This window comes from Chroogloeocystis siderophila 5.2 s.c.1, from assembly GCF_001904655.1.
In the GTDB taxonomy this organism is placed as follows: domain Bacteria; phylum Cyanobacteriota; class Cyanobacteriia; order Cyanobacteriales; family Chroococcidiopsidaceae; genus Chroogloeocystis; species Chroogloeocystis siderophila.
In genome coordinates this window covers 132232-149088 of sequence record NZ_MRCC01000004.1, presented here as the reverse complement: position 1 = coordinate 149088, position 16857 = coordinate 132232, and the positions used below count along the sequence as shown (strand labels likewise).

Genomic DNA, 16857 nt, shown 5'->3' with positions numbered 1-16857 from the left:
TGGTTATCGCTATTTCTTCATCCCTGATAATTAATTCCTTAAAGCAATTTCCATAGAAATCAACTACATAACTTTTTACTTCCTTGCTGCTTGACTAGTTTGCCAGTCTTTTGCTACCAGATCTATACCATAAAATTTCTGCCAAAAAGCGTCTACTATTTTTGTTGGCAATACTTTGGTCATCATAAATATTAAGATTCTGCCACCTGTTGCCGCGACATAACGCGGACGTGGGTTACGCGCAACTAACGCTTTGATAATGACTTCAGCAACGCGCTCGGATTTCCAAGCTTGACGACTTGTTTGTGATTCTAAGTTTTTGAGTTTGGTAAATGCCGTACGGTAGGGACTTTTTTCTGGCGCGGCAACATTTTCTTCTACTGCTTGGGCTGATGCGGCAAAAAAGTTAGTGCTAACAGGTCCAGGTTCGATGACACTAACTTTAATATTGAATGGCTCAAGTTCCATTCGCAAGGCATCACTCAACCCTTCTAATGCAAATTTCGACGAACTATATAAACCTCCGAAGGGAAAAGCTAATCTTCCTCCCAAGGAACTAATATTAATAATTCTGCCGCCACCTTGATTTCGCATTTGCGGCACAACAGCACGGATCAGCGCCAGTGGTGCAATTAAGTTAACTTGGAATTGCTTTTGAATTGCTTCGATAGGAATCAATTCCACAGGTCCCATTTGTCCGTAACCGGCATTATTCACTAAAGCGTCAATGCGACCAAAGTGTGCGATGACTTTTGCGACGATTGCTTCAACTTGCTCAATCTTTTCTAGATCTGTAGGTACTATTAAGACTTCGGCTCCCACTTTGCGGCAAAAATCAGCGACGTCTTCGAGTTTCTCGACACTGCGGGCAGCGATCGCTAACCGAATACCCATGTACCGCTCGGATAAAGTTTTTGCCAGCGCCGCACCAATGCCCGTGGAAGCTCCAGTAATCAGTATTACCTGTTCCGATAAAGAAGACATATTTAGGTTGCTTATTTATTTCATATTGTCTTCTAATTTAAAACGCAACAATATCAACTCAGGAGAGATTTTTCCACTACTTGACCAACTGTGCGGCAGCATTAAAGAACTGTCTACAGAGCCCTTGTGTCACTAATATTGCCGTAATTAAGTTAGCAAACGCCAGAATAAACAAAATTAATATTTGGTACGATGCCGCATCGAGGGGATCGACACCACTCAAGAGTTGACCTGTAATAATTCCTGGAAGTGTCACAATCCCTACGACAGTCATTTGGTTAAGAATCGGAATAAGTCCCGCTTTGATGGCATCTCGGCGATACTGTGCGACGGCTTGTTGGGGAGTTGCACCTAAACTTAAATGCGTTTCGATTTCTAACTGACTTGCATTAATTGTACTGACAAGGCGTTCTCCGGCGATCGCTGCGCCATTAATCGCACTACCAAAAACAATTCCTGCAAGTGGAATGAGGTACTGTGGTTCGTACCACCGCACAGGTTGAATAATCAGCAGGTTTGTGTAAGCAAGCGTCACCGCCGTGCTGAGAAAGATTGCTCCCCACACTAACGGCAAAACAAAAGGAATTTTTTTACTAATACGATTACGTGCGACAACCGCCGCGATCGTCAGCATGACTGCTAAAATTGCCAAAACTGCCCAAGGATTATCCAGCGCAAAGACAAACGCCAAAATATACCCAACTACCAACAGTTGTAGTATTGTTCTTCCGGCGGCGATCGCTAAGCTGACTTCGAGTCCTAATCGTTCCCAAGCCGATAACCCAATGGCGATCGCAATTAATCCCACCGCAAACATCAAATCAAGTAAATCTAAGCTAATTAATCCTGTTGAGTTCATAGTTTTCTTCCTGAGGAACGAGGGGCTAGTGACTAGAGAAACCCAATCCCTGACCTTTGACCTCTAACCTCTCAATCGTGAAACAACTTATTGAATTTCTCATTCTAAAAGCTTAAAAGAAGCCGAAACTGGATTTTCTTGTAGCACGACATTTGATTTGATATTTTCAAGAATAAATACTCATGGATCTAAGCGTGAATATCCCTCCTCTAGATTTGGTGCGACAGTACACAACGATTGAAGCGGAAGTAAGTGATGCTGTTTTAAAAGTTTTGGCTTCTGGTGGTTATATTGGCGGTCCTGTTGTCAAAGACTTTGAACAGCAGTTTGCTAATTATACAGGTGTTGCTGAATGCGTTGCGTGTAATTCGGGTACAGACGCGTTATTTTTAGCACTCAAAGCCTTAGAAGTTGGTGCAGGCGATGAAGTCATTACCTCACCGTTTACTTTCTTTGCGACGACTGAGGTGATTACAGCGGTTGGTGCAACGCCTGTTTTTGTGGATATTGACGCGGCGACGTTTAATCTCGATGTAGAGAAATTAACCGCTGCAATTACGCATAAAACTAAAGCAATCATGCCCGTTCACTTGTTTGGACAGCCTGTGGATATGACGGCGGTGATGAAAATTGCCCAAGCAAGCAACTTATATGTTATTGAAGACTGCGCCCAGTCTACCGGGGCGATGTGGGAAGGGCAAAAAGTAGGTAGTATCGGGCACATTGGTTGTTTTAGTTTTTACCCGACAAAAAATCTGGGAGCGTGTGGTGATGGTGGTGCAATGACGACGAATGATGCGGTGATCGCGGCAAAAATCCGAATGCTCCGCGAACACGGTAGTAGAACGCGCTATATCCATGAAGAAATAGGCGTGAATAGCCGACTAGATGCGATCCAAGCGGCGATTTTACAAATCAAACTCCGCTATCTCGACCACTGGAACGAACAACGACAGGCGATCGCGCAACGCTATCACGAATTTTTAGCGCACATTCCCACCGTTGCGATTCCGCAGGAACTTACACGTGGTGTTGGCGTGTGGAATCAGTATACAATTCGGCTAGCAAAAAACGACAGCAACTATCGCGATCGCGTCCGTCAAATGCTGCAAGAACGCGGTGTGAGTTCGATGGTTTACTACCCGCTGGCGCTACATTTACAACCAGTTTATGAAAATCTTGGTTATCAACCAGGTAGCTTGCCAGTTTCAGAACAAGCTAGCCGCGAAGTTCTGTCTTTACCAATGTTTCCAGAAATGACAATCGAGCAGCAAGATAAGGTAGTTTATACGCTGAAAGATTGTCTGAGCTAAAGCGGTAATAGGTAATTGGTAATCACTGAGAATTACACAACTTCAATTACCCATTACCTGTTACCGATAAATGATTTACACCAAAGTGTAATTTCGCGTCGCTAATGCATCTACTAAGCCACGCACCGCAGCAATCATCGCGACTTCGCTGTTCAGCTGATTGATTGCCGAACCAACGCCAACACCCGCAGCCCCAGCGGCGATCGCCAGTGGTGCCGTGACGCTAGAAATTCCTGAAGCACAGAGTACCGGAACCGATACAGCGCGAGAAATTTCGTAAGCAGCGGCTAAAGTAGGTGCCGCTTTTTCAATCAGTCCTAGCGTTCCTGAATGCGCCGGTTGACTGCTCGTTCCGCCTTCGGTTTGGATAATGTCAGCGCCAGCTTTGACGAGTTCTTCGGCTAGCTGCACTTGCTGATCGAGTTCGAGAATATGCGGAACAGTAACTGATAGCGTGATATTGGGTAAGCGCGATCGCGTAGCTTGTGTTAACGCCAGCACTTCTGCGGCTTCAAATCGCCGCCCTTGCGCGTAGAAACTATCAAAGTTGCCAATCTCGATTAAATCAGCCCCAGCTTCTTGCGCAATGACAAACTTTTCGGGTGCAACTGCTGATACACAAATTGGTAAATCTGTCAAGCTTCGAGCAAGTTTTATCAGTTCAGGCTCAGCCGCAATATCGACAAAAGTAGCACCACCGCGATCGGCTGCAATGACCGTAGCAGCAACTCGATCTGCGTCAAAGTTATTCAAGCCACTGATGATTTTGATGACGCGTCTTTGTTCAAAAGCGCGCTGCATTTTAAGATGCATTGTCATGATTTATCCGACACAGCTACAAAGAAGTTACGCTATGCATTGTGACATTCCTCAGTAGCTAGAAGCTAGGGGAAATATGGAAAAGTTTTGAGTGGTGAGGTTTGAATTAAAGAAATATTGTTCACTCAACATTGAGAATTCATAACTTTCTTAGCACCGTGAAAACTTTAGTGAAACGGCATAAGTCCGCACGGTGACACGCGCTAAGTTCGTTTTTAAACAATCTCACCGAAATTGAGCCATGGCTCAGATTTTTACTCAAAATTGTTATGACAATCTGCAAAGTGTCATTCATCCTCCTCAAAGTTTAGCGAGAACCGATATACACTTCTAATTGTGTGAGGAGTAATACGAACAAAAAAGCTCTCGGGGTCGAAACACGGCAAGACTCCCAAGAGCTTTTTTTAACAAGACAGCCTAATGAAAGCAATTGCTGGCTGGTAGCAGTTATATCAGCGGACTACTGTGGAAGCGGCATATCGGGCGCATCGGTGGAATATTCTTCAGCAGTGCTAGGACCAACGACTAAAAGATCGCTGGTTGCAGTAATCTTTCCTGAACGATAAACGTATTCAACAGCTTGTCTTAAAGCTTCAACACGATCCATCGTGACATTCTGCGGCGGAAGAAGATCGAAAATTCCCAAACGTTCTAACCGACGCTTGACTTTGTCTGTCGCCCCAACGATAAAGACTTGACGTCCTTGTTCTACCGCATCCTTGATGGCATTTTCGATCGCTAATGAAGCTGTTACACCAAGGATAGGTACATCGCTCAAATCTAAAATGAGAACGTCGTGGTCTTGCATTGCGGTATGTTCGCGGGCGATCGCTTTCGACAATCCAAAAATCATTGGTCCACTGAGGTAGAACAGCAACACGCGACTATTCGCTTGCTCAAGTAGCTGCTTTTCTTCTTGACTCAGGATAATGTCATCATCCGTATCGCTAATCACTTTGACATCTTGCGACTGATGCTGTGATAGCCGTTCGATCGTCAGGATGTTTGCAATAAATACGCCAACACCCACTGCAACAATCAAGTCAACAAATACAGTCAGGAACAGCACGCCGTACATGATCAGCGTTCCCTTCAGCGAAACTCGATGCGCGCGCTTGAGGAAACTCCAGTCAAGAATATCAATTCCCACCTTCAGCGCAATCCCCGCGAGTACTGCCATCGGAATTGGTTGCGTTAAACTTGCTGCTCCCAATAAGACAACGAGTAAAATGATAGCGCGAGTCAGTCCTGAAACTGCGGTGCTAGCACCCGCTTGGATATTAACTACCGTCCCCATCGTTGCGCCTGCGCCAGGTAATCCACCGCATAGTCCAGAAACCATGTTGGCAATACCTTGACCAATCAGTTCTTTGTCTGAATTGTGTTGTGTCCGCGTGATGCTATCAGCGATAACGGCGGTAAGTAGGGTATCAATACATCCTAGCATTCCTAACACAAGACCATCGACTGCCATAGTGGTCATTTGTCCGGCAGTAAAGACGGGCATTTGCAACTGTGGCAATCCGGTAGGAATCTCACCGATGCGGCGAATCTCAACGCCTTGAAAAAAGATGAGAGACACTATTGTGCCAACAATCAAGGCAACAAGTTGCGGTGGGACGATGCGCTTGAATTTGCGTGGCATGAAAAACAGAATTGCCAAACTTAGCGCGCCTAGAATAGCTTCCGCAGGATTAATATTGGAGAATAACTGCGGTAAGCTTTGCACTGTACCGAGAACGCCGCCTTTAGGAGCCGCTTGTCCTAAAAACGGAGCAATCTGCAAGATAATGAGGATGACTCCAATCCCAGACATAAAGCCTGAAATCACGCTGTAGGGCATCAACGTGATGTATTTTCCCAGCTTGAATACGCCAAAGAGGATTTGAAATAGCCCTGCTAGCATGACGACTGTAAACGCCATTGCTAAGCCATTTTCTGGGTTGCTTGCAGTCAAACTGGCGATAATTCCAGTAATGACTACCGTCATCGGTCCTGTTGGTTCAGAAATAAGTGTGGGCGTACCGCCAAACAGTGCTGCAAAAAAGCCAACGCAAACAGCACCGTAAAGACCTGCTACCGCACCTGCGCCAGAGGCAACACCGAAGGCTAGCGCGAGGGGTAACGACACAATTGCAGCCGTGATTCCACCGAATAAATCACCGCGCAGGTTGCGAAAATGGATACGATTAGTTAATTGCATTCTTAGGCTATAGTTATGAATCAATCAAAGTATCTCTATGCAATAAAACCAGACAAGAAATAAGGTGTATTTCTTGCACTATTTACGCATGATGAAATGTATAAATAGCTGCCTGGGATCAACGAAGAAAGAAGAAACAACGTACTTGCTTTCACCGATTTTCAAAAATGCACTATTTAAAATATAGTGATATGCTCCTTAAGGAATAGAAGAATATGCTCAAGCAGTACGTTAAACAATAGAATACAGCTTCTAATGCAGATTTAGTTTAGTCTAAGTCACTAATTATTAAAGAAATATTAAATATTACTAATAGAGAAATCTCTATGGATTTTAGACAGAGTAATAAAGAAGTCTAAGTAATAATTTAAATTAACTAAAATTATTCTATAAGAACAAAGGATAATTTGTACCAACTGGGCTAATGGCTAGTCGCTAACAGCAATAAACAATAACTCCAACGAAAGACTTCGGATCTGCTGATGTTGTGCTGTAAATTTCAGTTGCGATCACGCGCAAATGTCCGATTTCTCCTTATGCTGGTATAGTCGCAAGTTGATAGCCGTGACCGATGACAAATCCGCGTGTGTTATGCCTGGGGGAAATTTTATTTGATTGCCTTGCCGATCAAATCGGGCGATCACTTGAACAAGTCGAATCGTGGACACCATACCCAGGAGGCGCACCGGCAAACGTCGCGTGTGCTTCAGTTAAGCTAGGAACACCCTCTGGATTTGTGGGGTGTGTCGGTGAAGATGAGCCAGGAAACGCCCTTGTACAGCTATTACAAAAAGTAGGTGTAGATACTACAGGCGTGCAACGTCATCCTAGCGCACCGACGCGACAAATTTATGTGGTACGTTCGGAATCTGGCGATCGCACGTTTGCAGGTTTTGGCGAATTTAAAACCGAAGACTTTGCAGATACGTACTTGCAAGCTGACAAGTTACCCGTACAACTCTTTGAAAGCGCCGACTTTCTTGTCTTAGGAACTTTAGAACTCGCTTATCCAGATAGCCGCGCTGCGGTCTTTCGCGCTTTAGACTTAGCTGAGCAGTATAATGTAAAAATTGTCTTAGATGTCAACTGGCGTTCGGTATTCTGGGATAGTGAGGCGACTGCACGCGAAATTATTCCCAAACTTTACAACCGCATCGATTTTCTCAAACTTTCACAAGAAGAAGCCGAATGGTTATTTGAAACCACCGATCCAGGCGCAATTAACTATCGGCTGGAATCGATTGAAGGCGTACTTATCACCGCTGGCGAACATGGCTGTGCTTACTGTTTAGGAGAAAATGAAGGCAAAGTTCCCAGTTTCCCCGTTAAAGTTGTCGATACTACAGGCGCAGGAGATAGCTTTCTCGCCGCGTTCATTCACCAGTTAAATCAACAAGGTATCAGTAGTTTACAAGATCCAAACGTTGCGCGCTATATCGTGAAGTATGCAAACGCCGCAGGGGCATTGACAACAACAAAACCAGGGGCGATCGCTTCGCAACCCACCGCAGCCGAAGTAGAATCGTTTCTAGCTACTAACCACTAGCTACTCGTCACTTATCTTTAACTCATCTTTAACTCAACTGACTCCGAAAGCGATTGACACTCACTGTCAACAAAACGACAACAAAAGTGAAAAGTGCCAACACGTGCGGGAATAAAATATCAATACCAACACCTTTTAGGAGAATTCCGCGAGAGATGGCGACAAAGTGACGCAGGGGATTGAGTAGTGAGAGGTATTGAAAGAAAACTGGCATACTTTCAATCGGTGCGATCGCTCCTGAAAGTTGAATTAGTGGTAAATTGATAAAAAATGAAGTTAAAACGACCTGTTGCTGGTTTTTTGCTAGAGTCGCTAACATCAATCCAAAACCAATTCCTACAAATAAGTAAAGTCCCCCAAGCGTCAAAAATAGCAACAAGCTTCCTTGTAGCGGTACTCTAAAAACGATACGAGCGACGCTGAGTGCTAATAGTATATCTCCCATCAACAGCACAAACAATGGAGCAATTTTTGCTAATAGAATTTCCCAAGCATCTGCGGGAGTCATTAACAATTGTTCTAACGTTCCAGAGTCTTTTTCGCGTACCAATGTTGTAGAGGAGACAAGTGTACTTGTTAAGGTAATTACGGTTCCCAAGACTCCAGGAACTAAAAACCAACTACTTAATAAACCAGGATTGTAGAAGAAAACGCTTTGTGCTTGTACTAAAGGTGGTGTCAGATTCTCATCTAAACTTCGACTATACTGATTAACGATCTGAGTAGCATAACCGCTAGCAATTCCTGCGGTATTTGCATCAACTCCATCAATTATCACTTGCACTTCCGCAGTTCTATTTTGTGCCAAATCGCGATTAAACTCTGGAGGAATCACTAGCCCAGCCGTAATTTGTCCCAGGCGTACTTGCTGCGCAATTTCTTCTTGACTCAAACTGTAATTTTGCGGAATAAAGATTTGATTTTCTGTTAATGCAGCAACTAACTCGCGACTTTCGTAGGTATTAGCATAATCTACAATTCCTAACTTGAGGTTTTGGACATCGGCATTAAGTGCAAAACCAAAGATTAAAAGTTGTACTGTTGGTGGAAATAATAGTAAAAAAAGTAATTGTTTGTTTCTTATTATTTGATTAATTTCTTTAATACATAATGCCCAAAAGCGACTTTCTAGAAGGTGAATAAGGAATTTCATATAGAAATAGAATGTAAAAGGAGACTTCTGATTTTTTTTTATTTAGTATGGTAATTGCATTCGGCTTAATGCTTTTCTTGCTGTGTTAAATAGTAGCAAGCCGATAACTATGAGAACTAGGGGAATAAACCAAACTCCTATCCAACCTGTACCACGGACAAATGCATCGCGGCTGAGTTCGATGTAGTAGCGAGCGGGTAAAATACTAGAAATGAGCGATAGTGGAAAAGGAATGTTACTCAAAGGATATATAAAGCCAGACAGTAAGAGTGACGAAAGAAAACCAATTGTTGCAACTCCTTGTACCGCAGCGTTTTGATTACTCGCTCTGACTCCGATGAGTAAACCAAATAATACACTTGTCCATAAATAAAGTGAAGTTCCCAGAATAAACGCTGTTGGTTCAACAGCAAAACTTAGCTGAAATAAGAGTGAACCTAGGCTGATAATGACAATTGCTTGGGCAATACCAATCAGGAAATAAGCAAGTCCTTTACCTAATAATAATTCGGCAGCGGTGAGGCTGGAAGCGTAAACTTGTAGAATCGTACCGCGTTCTTTTTCGCGTACCATTGCGATCGCCGCCAGCAATGACGGATAAATCCACAAAATTACGCCATAAACTCCAGGGACAATATACAAGGACTCTCGACGTCCTGGATTAAACCATATCCGAATTCTCGCTACAATATTAGGCTGTTCTTGTTGGATACCAGAAGTTTGTAAAAAAGCATTGGTTGTCGCTCTAAATGAGTTTTGAATAATTCTGGCATTGTTAGCGTCAGTCCCATCAATTAACACTTGTATGGTAGTAGGTTGATTTGAGTTAATTTGTGCGTCAAAATCAGGCGGAATGATTGCACCTGCATTGGCAATTCCTCTTTCTAATGCTTCTACTATGTTATTTTCCCAGCGCGTAGGTTGAAATTGATTCGTCGCCATTAATTGCTCAATATAACTACGACTAAGCGGACTATTATTTAAGTCTTGAATGACAATCGGAATATTTGTTGCTTCTAAACGAATCGCAAAACCAAAAATAAATAAAGTGGCTAAAGGTAATAAAATTGCTAACGCAACCGTAAGGCGATCGCGTCGAAATTGTGCTAGTTCTTTAATACACTGTGCTAAAATTCGTTTCATTTAATAACTTTTCCATATAAACGCAAGGAATTTGTGTGCCGGAACTCAAGGCATGAAATGAGCGTTCCAATACTTGATAGCCATGTGCTTGATAAAAAGGCTCAGATGTTGTTGAAGCTATAAGTTTGAGCTTTGTGATATGTTGAAATATTGCTTCTTTTTCTACAGCATTCAGAAGCCGCGTACCCACTCCTCGACGAGTGTAATCAGGATGAACATAGACAGCATATATTTCATTTTTGAACAAAGAAGAAAATCCTGCAATCGCTCCCGCAATTTCAGCAACAAATACTATTTCACCTCTTTCGAGTAGTGCTTTGCGAAAATTTTCTGGTTCAGAGCTACCTATCCAGGCTTCAATTTGCTCAGGTGTGTAATTGTTTGCACATAATGTACGTACAGATACACAATGCACATGACATATAGCTTCTGCATCTTCTTGCCTTGCTTTGCGTACTGTAATATCTCTCGGTGAGTTTTTATTCATGATTCTGAACACGGACAAGTAATAGCTTCGTTACAATTAAGAATATTTAATACAGTTGTATTTTTGCTGATTGTCATAAAATTCTAATAAAAACCCTATGCATTCCTTCAAAGCTGATTACCAAACGCTGTACGAGACAGATTATTTAGAATGGATTGAGTCAACTGTAAAAAAACTACGAAGTCAAAATTATGAAAGTGTTGACTGGGAGAATTTGATCGAGGAAATTGAAGATATGGGGAGGGGTGAACGCAGAAGTTTAGAAAGTAATTTAATTGTAGTTTTGCTTCACTTACTCAAATGGCAATATCAACCTGAATACAGAAGCGGTAGTTGGGAAAGCAGTATCATTGAACATCGCAGGCGGATTAAAAAATTACTCAAAGAATCTCCCAGCCTTAAGCCTTATCTGGAAAGCATCTTTGCTGAAGCTTATACAGAAGCAGCCAAACAAGCAAAAGCAGAAACCGGATTACCTTTGGAAACATTTCCTACGCAATGTCCATATGAGTTGGTAGAAGTAGTAAATGATGAATTTCTACCAGAGTAAGATTATTCACAACTATAACTTGCACGTTGCACGATACCGATAAATGCATCTTCTAAAGAAAAGGGAATTGGGCGAAGTGCGTGAATTTGTAATTTTGCCTCCTTTAAAGTTGAACGAAGTTGAGAAATTTCTTCTGGATGATCGAGAACAACATGAAGTTTCTCGCCAAAGATTGATACGCGCCAAGGTTCGAGTTGCGTTTTGAGTAAATTCGATGCAACTTGTGTATTATCGGTAATGACTTCTAAAAGTTGTCCTGGTTGTTCGGCTTTGATTTGACTCGGTGAACCTTGCGTGACGACTTCCCCCGCAACCATAAAGCCCATACGATTGCAGTGTTCGGCTTCTTCGAGATAGTGTGTAGTTACTAAAATTGCGGTTCCGTTGCGAGCAAAATCTTCTATTAAGCGCCAAAATTGTCGCCTCGCTAGCGGATCGACACCGGATGTGGGTTCATCAAGAAATAAAATTTCCGGTTCGTGCATTACTGAAGCCCCGAAGGCAACTCGCTGCTTCCAACCTCCAGGTAATTGCCCCGTAATCATATCTTCTTGACCCACCAAGCCACAAGTTTCTAAAACCCAATTGATGCGATCGCGTCGTAATCTCCTCGAAACTCCATACACTCCGCAATAAAATTCCAAATTCTGCACAACGCTCAAGTCATCATACAGCGTAAACTTTTGGCTCATATAACCAATCCGCTGTCGCAGTTGATTACTCCGTAAATTTTGCGTTTCTCCCGCCAGCGAAATCTTACCACTGGTTGGTTCAAGCAATCCGCATAGCATTTTAATTGTCGTTGTTTTACCTGCACCATTTGCCCCCAGCAACCCGTAAATTTCCCCATAGCGAATTTCTAGATTGACTCCTTTAACGGCTTGAAAGTTACCAAAAACCTTTTGTAAGTTGTTTGCACCAATTGCAACTGATGAAGTAGAAGTATTATTCCCTCGCTTTTTTCTGGGAAAGGGAATAAACGGTGGATCGGAACCCGCAGTGCGTAAGCGCGTGACAAAGACATTTTCTAAAGTGGCTGCGCCAGTTTCAATTGTGTCTAACGGGATTTTGTTTTGATGCAATAATCTGCGAACTTGTGCTTTACCTTTTTGGGCGTTTGGTACTAAAACATCGAGGCGATCGCCAAAACTCTGCACATCTGCGATCGCTTGATAATACCGCTGGGCATCAATCACATCAATCTGAGAATTCGACTCTGCGTCTGTGGATAGTAAAATCTTTTCTGCGACTTCGAGGGCTTGTAAATTTCCTGTCCGCACTTCTAAGCGTTCTAAACCTAAATCATCGCGCAGCTGTTTGAGTGTACCAATTTGCTGAATTTGTCCTTCATACATTAACGCAATGCGGTTACAGCGTTCAGCTTCATCAAGATAGGGTGTTGCGACAACAATCGTCACGCCTTCATTCGCTAACGTTGCGAGGACATCCCAAAATTCCCGCCGCGATACCGGATCGACACCTGTCGTTGGTTCATCTAAAAGTAAAATCTGCGGTTGAGATACTAACGCACAACAAAGCGCTAATTTCTGCTTCATCCCTCCTGAAAGTTGTCCTGCGAGGCGATCGCCGAATCGTTCTAATCCCATTAATTTGAGATATTTATTTCGCCGTTGTTGCAGTAAATCTGAAGGAATTTTACGTAAGCCTGCACTATAGCTGAGATTTTCGTTAATACTCAAATCGAGATAAAGTGAAAATTGCTGAGTGAGATAACCGATACTTAACCGTGCATCGCGGGGAGGTAACCCCAATACTTGTACAGCACCTTCACTCGCTTCCATCACTCCGGCGAGGATGTGAAACGTTGTCGTTTTTCCCGCGCCATCGGGGCCAATTAAACCAAAAATTTCTCCTTGACGTACTGTAAAATCAATTCCACGAACGGCGACAAATTTACCGTAGCGTTTCTCTAGTCCTTCAACTCGAATGACTAATTCTGTCGTTAATGCTGTTGTATCTGTAGTTGTCATTGAAGTTGCAATTTTTTTATTGAGTCAGAATTTCCCCATCGGCTGGCATTCCTGGCTTTGCAAATCCTTGGGGATCGTCAATACTCAGCTTGACGCCAAAAACTTGTCGTACTCGATCTTCACGGAAGTAGATATTTTCTGGAGTAAATGACGCTTGCGTATCAATTGCGGTGACTCTTGCCGCTAACGGGCGATCAGGGGCAGAATCGAGAAAGACATTCGCACGTTGTCCAACGCGCACATTGCCAATTTGTCCTCCAGGAATGAAACCCCGCAGATAAACCGTGTTGGGATCGATCACTGTTAACAATGTTTTACCTGTCGCTACAACTTCCCCAGGTTCGACACTACGAGTTAACACGACACCATCAATCGGGCTGACAACGTTGAGATCGGTGATTTGTGCTTGAATTTGTTGGCGGGTAGCTTGCGCATTTTTAACTTCGGCTTGGGCTATTGCAAGTTGCGATCGCGCGACATCGAGTTGTCTGCGTAAAGCATTCAATTGCGTATTACGAATATTCGGGTTCAGACTAGCGGTTTGGGCTTGCACTAATCCGCCTTGGGCTGCGTTGACTTGTCTTTGTGCAGCACTGATTGCGGCTTCTCGGCTTTGCAGTGTGGCTTGGGCGGTTTGAAAGGTTGCTTGCGTTTGATCGAATTGCTGCTGTGTAATCACGCCTGCTTGTAGTAATTGTTGAAAGCGATCGCGTTCTTTCTGGGCTAAATCGAGTTGCGATCGCGCTTCAATAAATTGTGCTTGTGTTTGATTTAACTGTGCTTCGGCTGCGGCTACGTTTGCTTCTGCTTGCGCAATTCGTCCTTGAGCGTCTCCCTGCGATTGTTGTAAATTAAACTGTGCTTCTTCAATTTGGCTTTGGGCAACGGCAATTTGCAACCGTGCTTGTTGTTCTTGTTGCTGCGCAGCACTTAAACGTGCATTTGCGCCTTGCAATTGTGCTTGAATTTCTGCATCATCGAGCCGCACAATCGTTTCATTCTTACGAACCGAATCGCCTTCTCGCACTGTCACAAGCTCAATCCGACCACCTACTTTAGCCCCTACATTTATTGGATAGCCTTCAATTCGACCGCTTAGCTGTAGTGCATCAGTTCTCGGACGCGATGAAAAGTACCAAATTGAAAAACCAACTGCACCAACAATGATTAGCCCAAGCGGAATCAACAAACGCGGATTGACTTTACGACGTACTTTCGCTGAGAATTCAGGCGTTTGGGCGGGTTTTTGCGGCTGTGATATCAATTGCGACATCGGTTTTTAATTTTGAGTTAGAAACTCTTGCCCTTGTTGTTATCGCAGGCATGACTGTTGTTTGTAATACTATGAGTCTTTATAAGACCAAAGTGCTGATAAAATCATACTAGACCGTACAGTATGATTAAACAAGCCTTTTTACAAAAATTTAAGCTTTGAGCAATATGGCTAACTCCCCACTGAGAAATTCGCATTCAGCAATAAACTACCTCAATGAAGTCGGTGTATTAGCCGCGCAGATTGAGTCAGAACCTCTGGAAAGTGGCAATACGAAGCGCGAACAGATTTTGCAAGGCGCGATGCAGGTTTTTCTCAAACAAGGTTATGCCAAAACAAGCATGGATCGCGTTGCTGCTGCTGCTGGTGTATCCAAACAGACGATTTATAGTCACTTTCAAGATAAAGAAGGATTGTTCGTCGCGTTGATTGAGCGCGTGACGATTCGTAGCTTTTTGTCTGAGTTTCAAAATCCGTTTGAAGGCGAACCACAAACCGTATTGCGGAGAATTGCGGAGAAGTTTTTAGCTAAAATGGATGACCAAGAATACATTGCTTTTTTTCGGTTAGTTATTGCTGAATCGGCGCGGTTTCCTGAATTAGCGCAACTTTATACGCGCACAGTTGTCCAGTTTGGATTTCAAAATCTCAGCAATTACTTTACAGCACATCCAGAACTTAATATTGCCGATACCGAAGCAACAGCCCGCATTTTTCTTGGTTCTTTGGTTGCATTTGTTTTAGCACAAGAAGTCTTGCATGGTAAGCATACTATGCCCATGGAAAAAGAGCGCTTGATTAGTAGTTTGATGAATTGCGTTTTGTGTCAAGCGTCGCTTAACTGAAACGAACCTTACTAATCACTGATATCTCATTCCATCAGGCAGAATTGCGCCTTCAAGCCTAGCACGCGATAAATCAGTGCCATCTAAAATTGCACCTACTAAGTTCGCATTTCTCAGATCAGCGCGTGACAGATTAGCACGACTTAAGTTTGCACCACTCAAATTGGCGTTTCTCAGCCGAGCGCGTGATAGATTAGCATGACTTAAATTGGAGTCGCTAAGATCGGCTCTGTCGAGTCTGGCTTTCGTTAGGTTGATATTACTTAGATCTCTGCCTCTGAGGTCGATTTGTTTTAAGTTTGCTCTTTCTAAATTTGTTTCTAGAAAGTTTGTTGGAGTCCTTCCTCGACTTTGCGTTGGTTGGATTCCAGCAACAGTTGCTGTTACTAGACTGCCTAAGATAAATGCTGCTGCAATTGCGATCGCATTTAGGGGGAAATTGCTAAACTGTAATCTACGCGTTGGTTGTTTAGAATTTTGCTGCGCCTGAACTTGGGCGATCGCTTTTTGGATATATTCGGGTGGAATTCTCGCCTCCAAACCTGCTTGAATGATTTCTTCAGCCGAATAGCTTTGGTTTTTCTCTGCGTATAATCGTGCAGCCCGATCAAATATTTCTGGTATTTTATCTGCGGGAATCTTTGGCTGATCTTTCATAAAACACTTGTCAAATGTGATTGAGTAATATGACTCTTTGATTTAGAAGTTTATAATTTCAAATGCTGGCTCTAAAGAAATTTTATTCTGTTGACAAAACTTGCTAAAATAGTATCCTTATCCTTAATAATTTAGGAAAGCTGATTCACTACAAAAATAGTAATTAATGATTAATGCTCCTATTATAAACTGTAGAAAATCGCTGAAGTTATAAAATTTGTTTCAACACTTAAAATATTCATATTACTCGCCACATTATCTTCTCAGCACTCTTATGCAATCAGCAACGCAATCGAGTTATAGGATGTTTACGTGGTACGACAATTGAGTATACAACGCCTCAGTACAACTAGTATCACTTTAGCAGTCGCAGAACTTACACAACGCGATCGCGATCTAGCAAGCATTGTTAAAAAATGGGGACATCCACCCAACTGGGAACGCGAGACAGGTTTTGTGGGATTGGTGCGCACCATTATTGGACAACAACTATCGGTAGCATCTGCCAAAGCAATTTTCACGCGCTTATCGCAGCTTGTCCTGCTAACACCTGCAAACTTTTTACAGTTAGATGATGCGCAACTGCAAGCAGCAGGATTGAGTCAGCGCAAAATATTGTATTGTCGAGAATTAGCACGAGCGATCGCAACTAACGTCATTGATTTAGACAAACTAGCGCTGATGGATGATGCAAATGTACGCTGTCAACTACGACAAATCAAAGGCATCGGTGACTGGACAGTTGATATTTATTTACTCATGTGCCTACAACGCCCTGATGCGTTTCCCAGTGGCGATTTAGCGTTAGCCATTGCGTATCAAAAACTTAAACGTTTACCAAAGCGCCCAACTCCAGTGGAACTCGAAGCAATTACTGAGAAATGGAAACCGTGGCGGGCAGTTGCAGCGCGAATTCTCTGGCACTATTACCTTATGCAAAACAAGGCTTAATTTGATTTGTGTAGGGTGCTACAAATACTGATTCCAGCAGCTACAAGGTGAGAGCAAACTGATAGGGTTGCTAGCATATTGTT

The 16857-nt window shown here is 43.0% G+C and carries 15 protein-coding genes; 5 read left to right on the top strand and 10 right to left on the bottom strand.

From position 1 onward, the window contains the following. Nucleotides 1-75: 75 nt before the first annotated feature. Nucleotides 76-984, bottom strand: a complete 909-nt coding sequence (locus NIES1031_RS05650; protein WP_073548519.1) for an SDR family oxidoreductase — start codon at nt 982-984, stop codon at nt 76-78. A gap of 76 nt (nt 985-1060) precedes the next feature. Next, a complete protein-coding gene (locus tag NIES1031_RS05645; RefSeq protein WP_073548518.1) occupies nt 1061-1843 on the bottom strand; it encodes an ABC transporter permease in 783 nt (260 codons plus the stop codon). Nucleotides 1844-2025: 182 nt separating this feature from the next. Between NIES1031_RS05645 and NIES1031_RS05640 the strand changes: the two genes are divergently transcribed. Continuing rightward, nucleotides 2026-3156 carry a DegT/DnrJ/EryC1/StrS family aminotransferase gene (locus tag NIES1031_RS05640; RefSeq protein WP_073548517.1) on the top strand — a complete coding sequence of 377 codons (1131 nt, stop codon included), beginning with the start codon at nt 2026-2028 and terminating at the stop codon, nt 3154-3156. 75 nt (nt 3157-3231) lie between these two features. On the opposite strand, the gene NIES1031_RS05635 is transcribed toward NIES1031_RS05640, so the two are convergent. Both NIES1031_RS05635 and bicA read right to left on the bottom strand, forming a co-directional pair. Then, a complete protein-coding gene (locus tag NIES1031_RS05635; RefSeq protein WP_073548516.1) occupies nt 3232-3975 on the bottom strand; it encodes a DUF561 domain-containing protein in 744 nt (247 codons plus the stop codon). Nucleotides 3976-4435: 460 nt separating this feature from the next. Further along, a complete protein-coding gene (gene bicA, locus NIES1031_RS05630) occupies nt 4436-6178 on the bottom strand; it encodes a bicarbonate transporter BicA (RefSeq protein WP_073548515.1) in 1743 nt (580 codons plus the stop codon). A gap of 571 nt (nt 6179-6749) precedes the next feature. On the opposite strand from bicA, the gene NIES1031_RS05625 reads away from it, so the two are divergent. After that, nucleotides 6750-7724 carry a carbohydrate kinase family protein gene (locus NIES1031_RS05625; RefSeq protein ID WP_073548514.1) on the top strand — a complete coding sequence of 325 codons (975 nt, stop codon included), beginning with the start codon at nt 6750-6752 and terminating at the stop codon, nt 7722-7724. Nucleotides 7725-7752: 28 nt separating this feature from the next. On the opposite strand, the gene NIES1031_RS05620 is transcribed toward NIES1031_RS05625, so the two are convergent. The 3 genes from NIES1031_RS05620 to NIES1031_RS05610 are packed head-to-tail and all read right to left on the bottom strand — an operon-like array spanning nt 7753 to nt 10507. Continuing rightward, nucleotides 7753-8877 (bottom strand): ABC transporter permease, encoded by a 1125-nt coding sequence (locus NIES1031_RS05620; protein WP_073548513.1) that lies wholly within the window; start codon nt 8875-8877, stop codon nt 7753-7755. 42 nt (nt 8878-8919) lie between these two features. Further along, nucleotides 8920-10020 carry an ABC transporter permease gene (locus tag NIES1031_RS05615; RefSeq protein WP_073548512.1) on the bottom strand — a complete coding sequence of 367 codons (1101 nt, stop codon included), beginning with the start codon at nt 10018-10020 and terminating at the stop codon, nt 8920-8922. Further along, complete coding sequence (locus tag NIES1031_RS05610) at nt 9992-10507, bottom strand: GNAT family N-acetyltransferase (protein WP_073548511.1); 516 nt, start codon at nt 10505-10507, stop codon at nt 9992-9994. The genes NIES1031_RS05615 and NIES1031_RS05610 overlap by 29 nt, the downstream gene beginning before the upstream one ends. Nucleotides 10508-10604: 97 nt before the next feature. Between NIES1031_RS05610 and NIES1031_RS05605 the strand changes: the two genes are divergently transcribed. Continuing rightward, the gene (locus NIES1031_RS05605) at nt 10605-11057 is read left to right on the top strand and encodes a DUF29 domain-containing protein (protein WP_073548510.1); all 453 of its coding nucleotides are present in this window, start codon (nt 10605-10607) and stop codon (nt 11055-11057) included. Nucleotides 11058-11059: 2 nt separating this feature from the next. On the opposite strand, the gene NIES1031_RS05600 is transcribed toward NIES1031_RS05605, so the two are convergent. Together NIES1031_RS05600 and NIES1031_RS05595 are read right to left on the bottom strand one after the other, a co-directional pair. Next, a complete protein-coding gene (locus NIES1031_RS05600; protein ID WP_073548509.1) occupies nt 11060-13048 on the bottom strand; it encodes an ATP-binding cassette domain-containing protein in 1989 nt (662 codons plus the stop codon). A gap of 16 nt (nt 13049-13064) precedes the next feature. Beyond that, the gene (locus tag NIES1031_RS05595) at nt 13065-14321 is read right to left on the bottom strand and encodes an HlyD family secretion protein (protein ID WP_073548508.1); all 1257 of its coding nucleotides are present in this window, start codon (nt 14319-14321) and stop codon (nt 13065-13067) included. A gap of 167 nt (nt 14322-14488) precedes the next feature. Between NIES1031_RS05595 and NIES1031_RS05590 the strand changes: the two genes are divergently transcribed. Then, entirely contained in the window at nt 14489-15166 is a 678-nt protein-coding gene (locus tag NIES1031_RS05590; protein ID WP_073548507.1) for a TetR/AcrR family transcriptional regulator, read from the top strand. 15 nt (nt 15167-15181) lie between these two features. On the opposite strand, the gene NIES1031_RS05585 is transcribed toward NIES1031_RS05590, so the two are convergent. Then, entirely contained in the window at nt 15182-15823 is a 642-nt protein-coding gene (locus NIES1031_RS05585; protein ID WP_073548506.1) for a pentapeptide repeat-containing protein, read from the bottom strand. A gap of 312 nt (nt 15824-16135) precedes the next feature. On the opposite strand from NIES1031_RS05585, the gene NIES1031_RS05580 reads away from it, so the two are divergent. Beyond that, nucleotides 16136-16774, top strand: coding sequence for a DNA-3-methyladenine glycosylase family protein (locus tag NIES1031_RS05580; RefSeq protein ID WP_236738732.1), 639 nt, complete (start codon nt 16136-16138; stop codon nt 16772-16774). The last annotated feature ends 83 nt before the right edge of the window (nt 16775-16857 follow it).

Coding starts and splice junctions, on each gene's coding strand:
- bicA (WP_073548515.1), bottom strand. CDS start 6,178: ATGCAATTAACTAATCGTATCCATTTTCGCAACCTGCGCGGTGATTTA.
- NIES1031_RS05595 (WP_073548508.1), bottom strand. CDS start 14,321: ATGTCGCAATTGATATCACAGCCGCAAAAACCCGCCCAAACGCCTGAA.
- NIES1031_RS05600 (WP_073548509.1), bottom strand. CDS start 13,048: ATGACAACTACAGATACAACAGCATTAACGACAGAATTAGTCATTCGA.
- NIES1031_RS05620 (WP_073548513.1), bottom strand. CDS start 8,877: ATGAAATTCCTTATTCACCTTCTAGAAAGTCGCTTTTGGGCATTATGT.
- NIES1031_RS05590 (WP_073548507.1), top strand. CDS start 14,489: ATGGCTAACTCCCCACTGAGAAATTCGCATTCAGCAATAAACTACCTC.
- NIES1031_RS05615 (WP_073548512.1), bottom strand. CDS start 10,020: ATGAAACGAATTTTAGCACAGTGTATTAAAGAACTAGCACAATTTCGA.
- NIES1031_RS05610 (WP_073548511.1), bottom strand. CDS start 10,507: ATGAATAAAAACTCACCGAGAGATATTACAGTACGCAAAGCAAGGCAA.
- NIES1031_RS05625 (WP_073548514.1), top strand. CDS start 6,750: ATGACAAATCCGCGTGTGTTATGCCTGGGGGAAATTTTATTTGATTGC.
- NIES1031_RS05635 (WP_073548516.1), bottom strand. CDS start 3,975: ATGACAATGCATCTTAAAATGCAGCGCGCTTTTGAACAAAGACGCGTC.
- NIES1031_RS05650 (WP_073548519.1), bottom strand. CDS start 984: ATGTCTTCTTTATCGGAACAGGTAATACTGATTACTGGAGCTTCCACG.
- NIES1031_RS05645 (WP_073548518.1), bottom strand. CDS start 1,843: ATGAACTCAACAGGATTAATTAGCTTAGATTTACTTGATTTGATGTTT.
- NIES1031_RS05640 (WP_073548517.1), top strand. CDS start 2,026: ATGGATCTAAGCGTGAATATCCCTCCTCTAGATTTGGTGCGACAGTAC.
- NIES1031_RS05605 (WP_073548510.1), top strand. CDS start 10,605: ATGCATTCCTTCAAAGCTGATTACCAAACGCTGTACGAGACAGATTAT.
- NIES1031_RS05585 (WP_073548506.1), bottom strand. CDS start 15,823: ATGAAAGATCAGCCAAAGATTCCCGCAGATAAAATACCAGAAATATTT.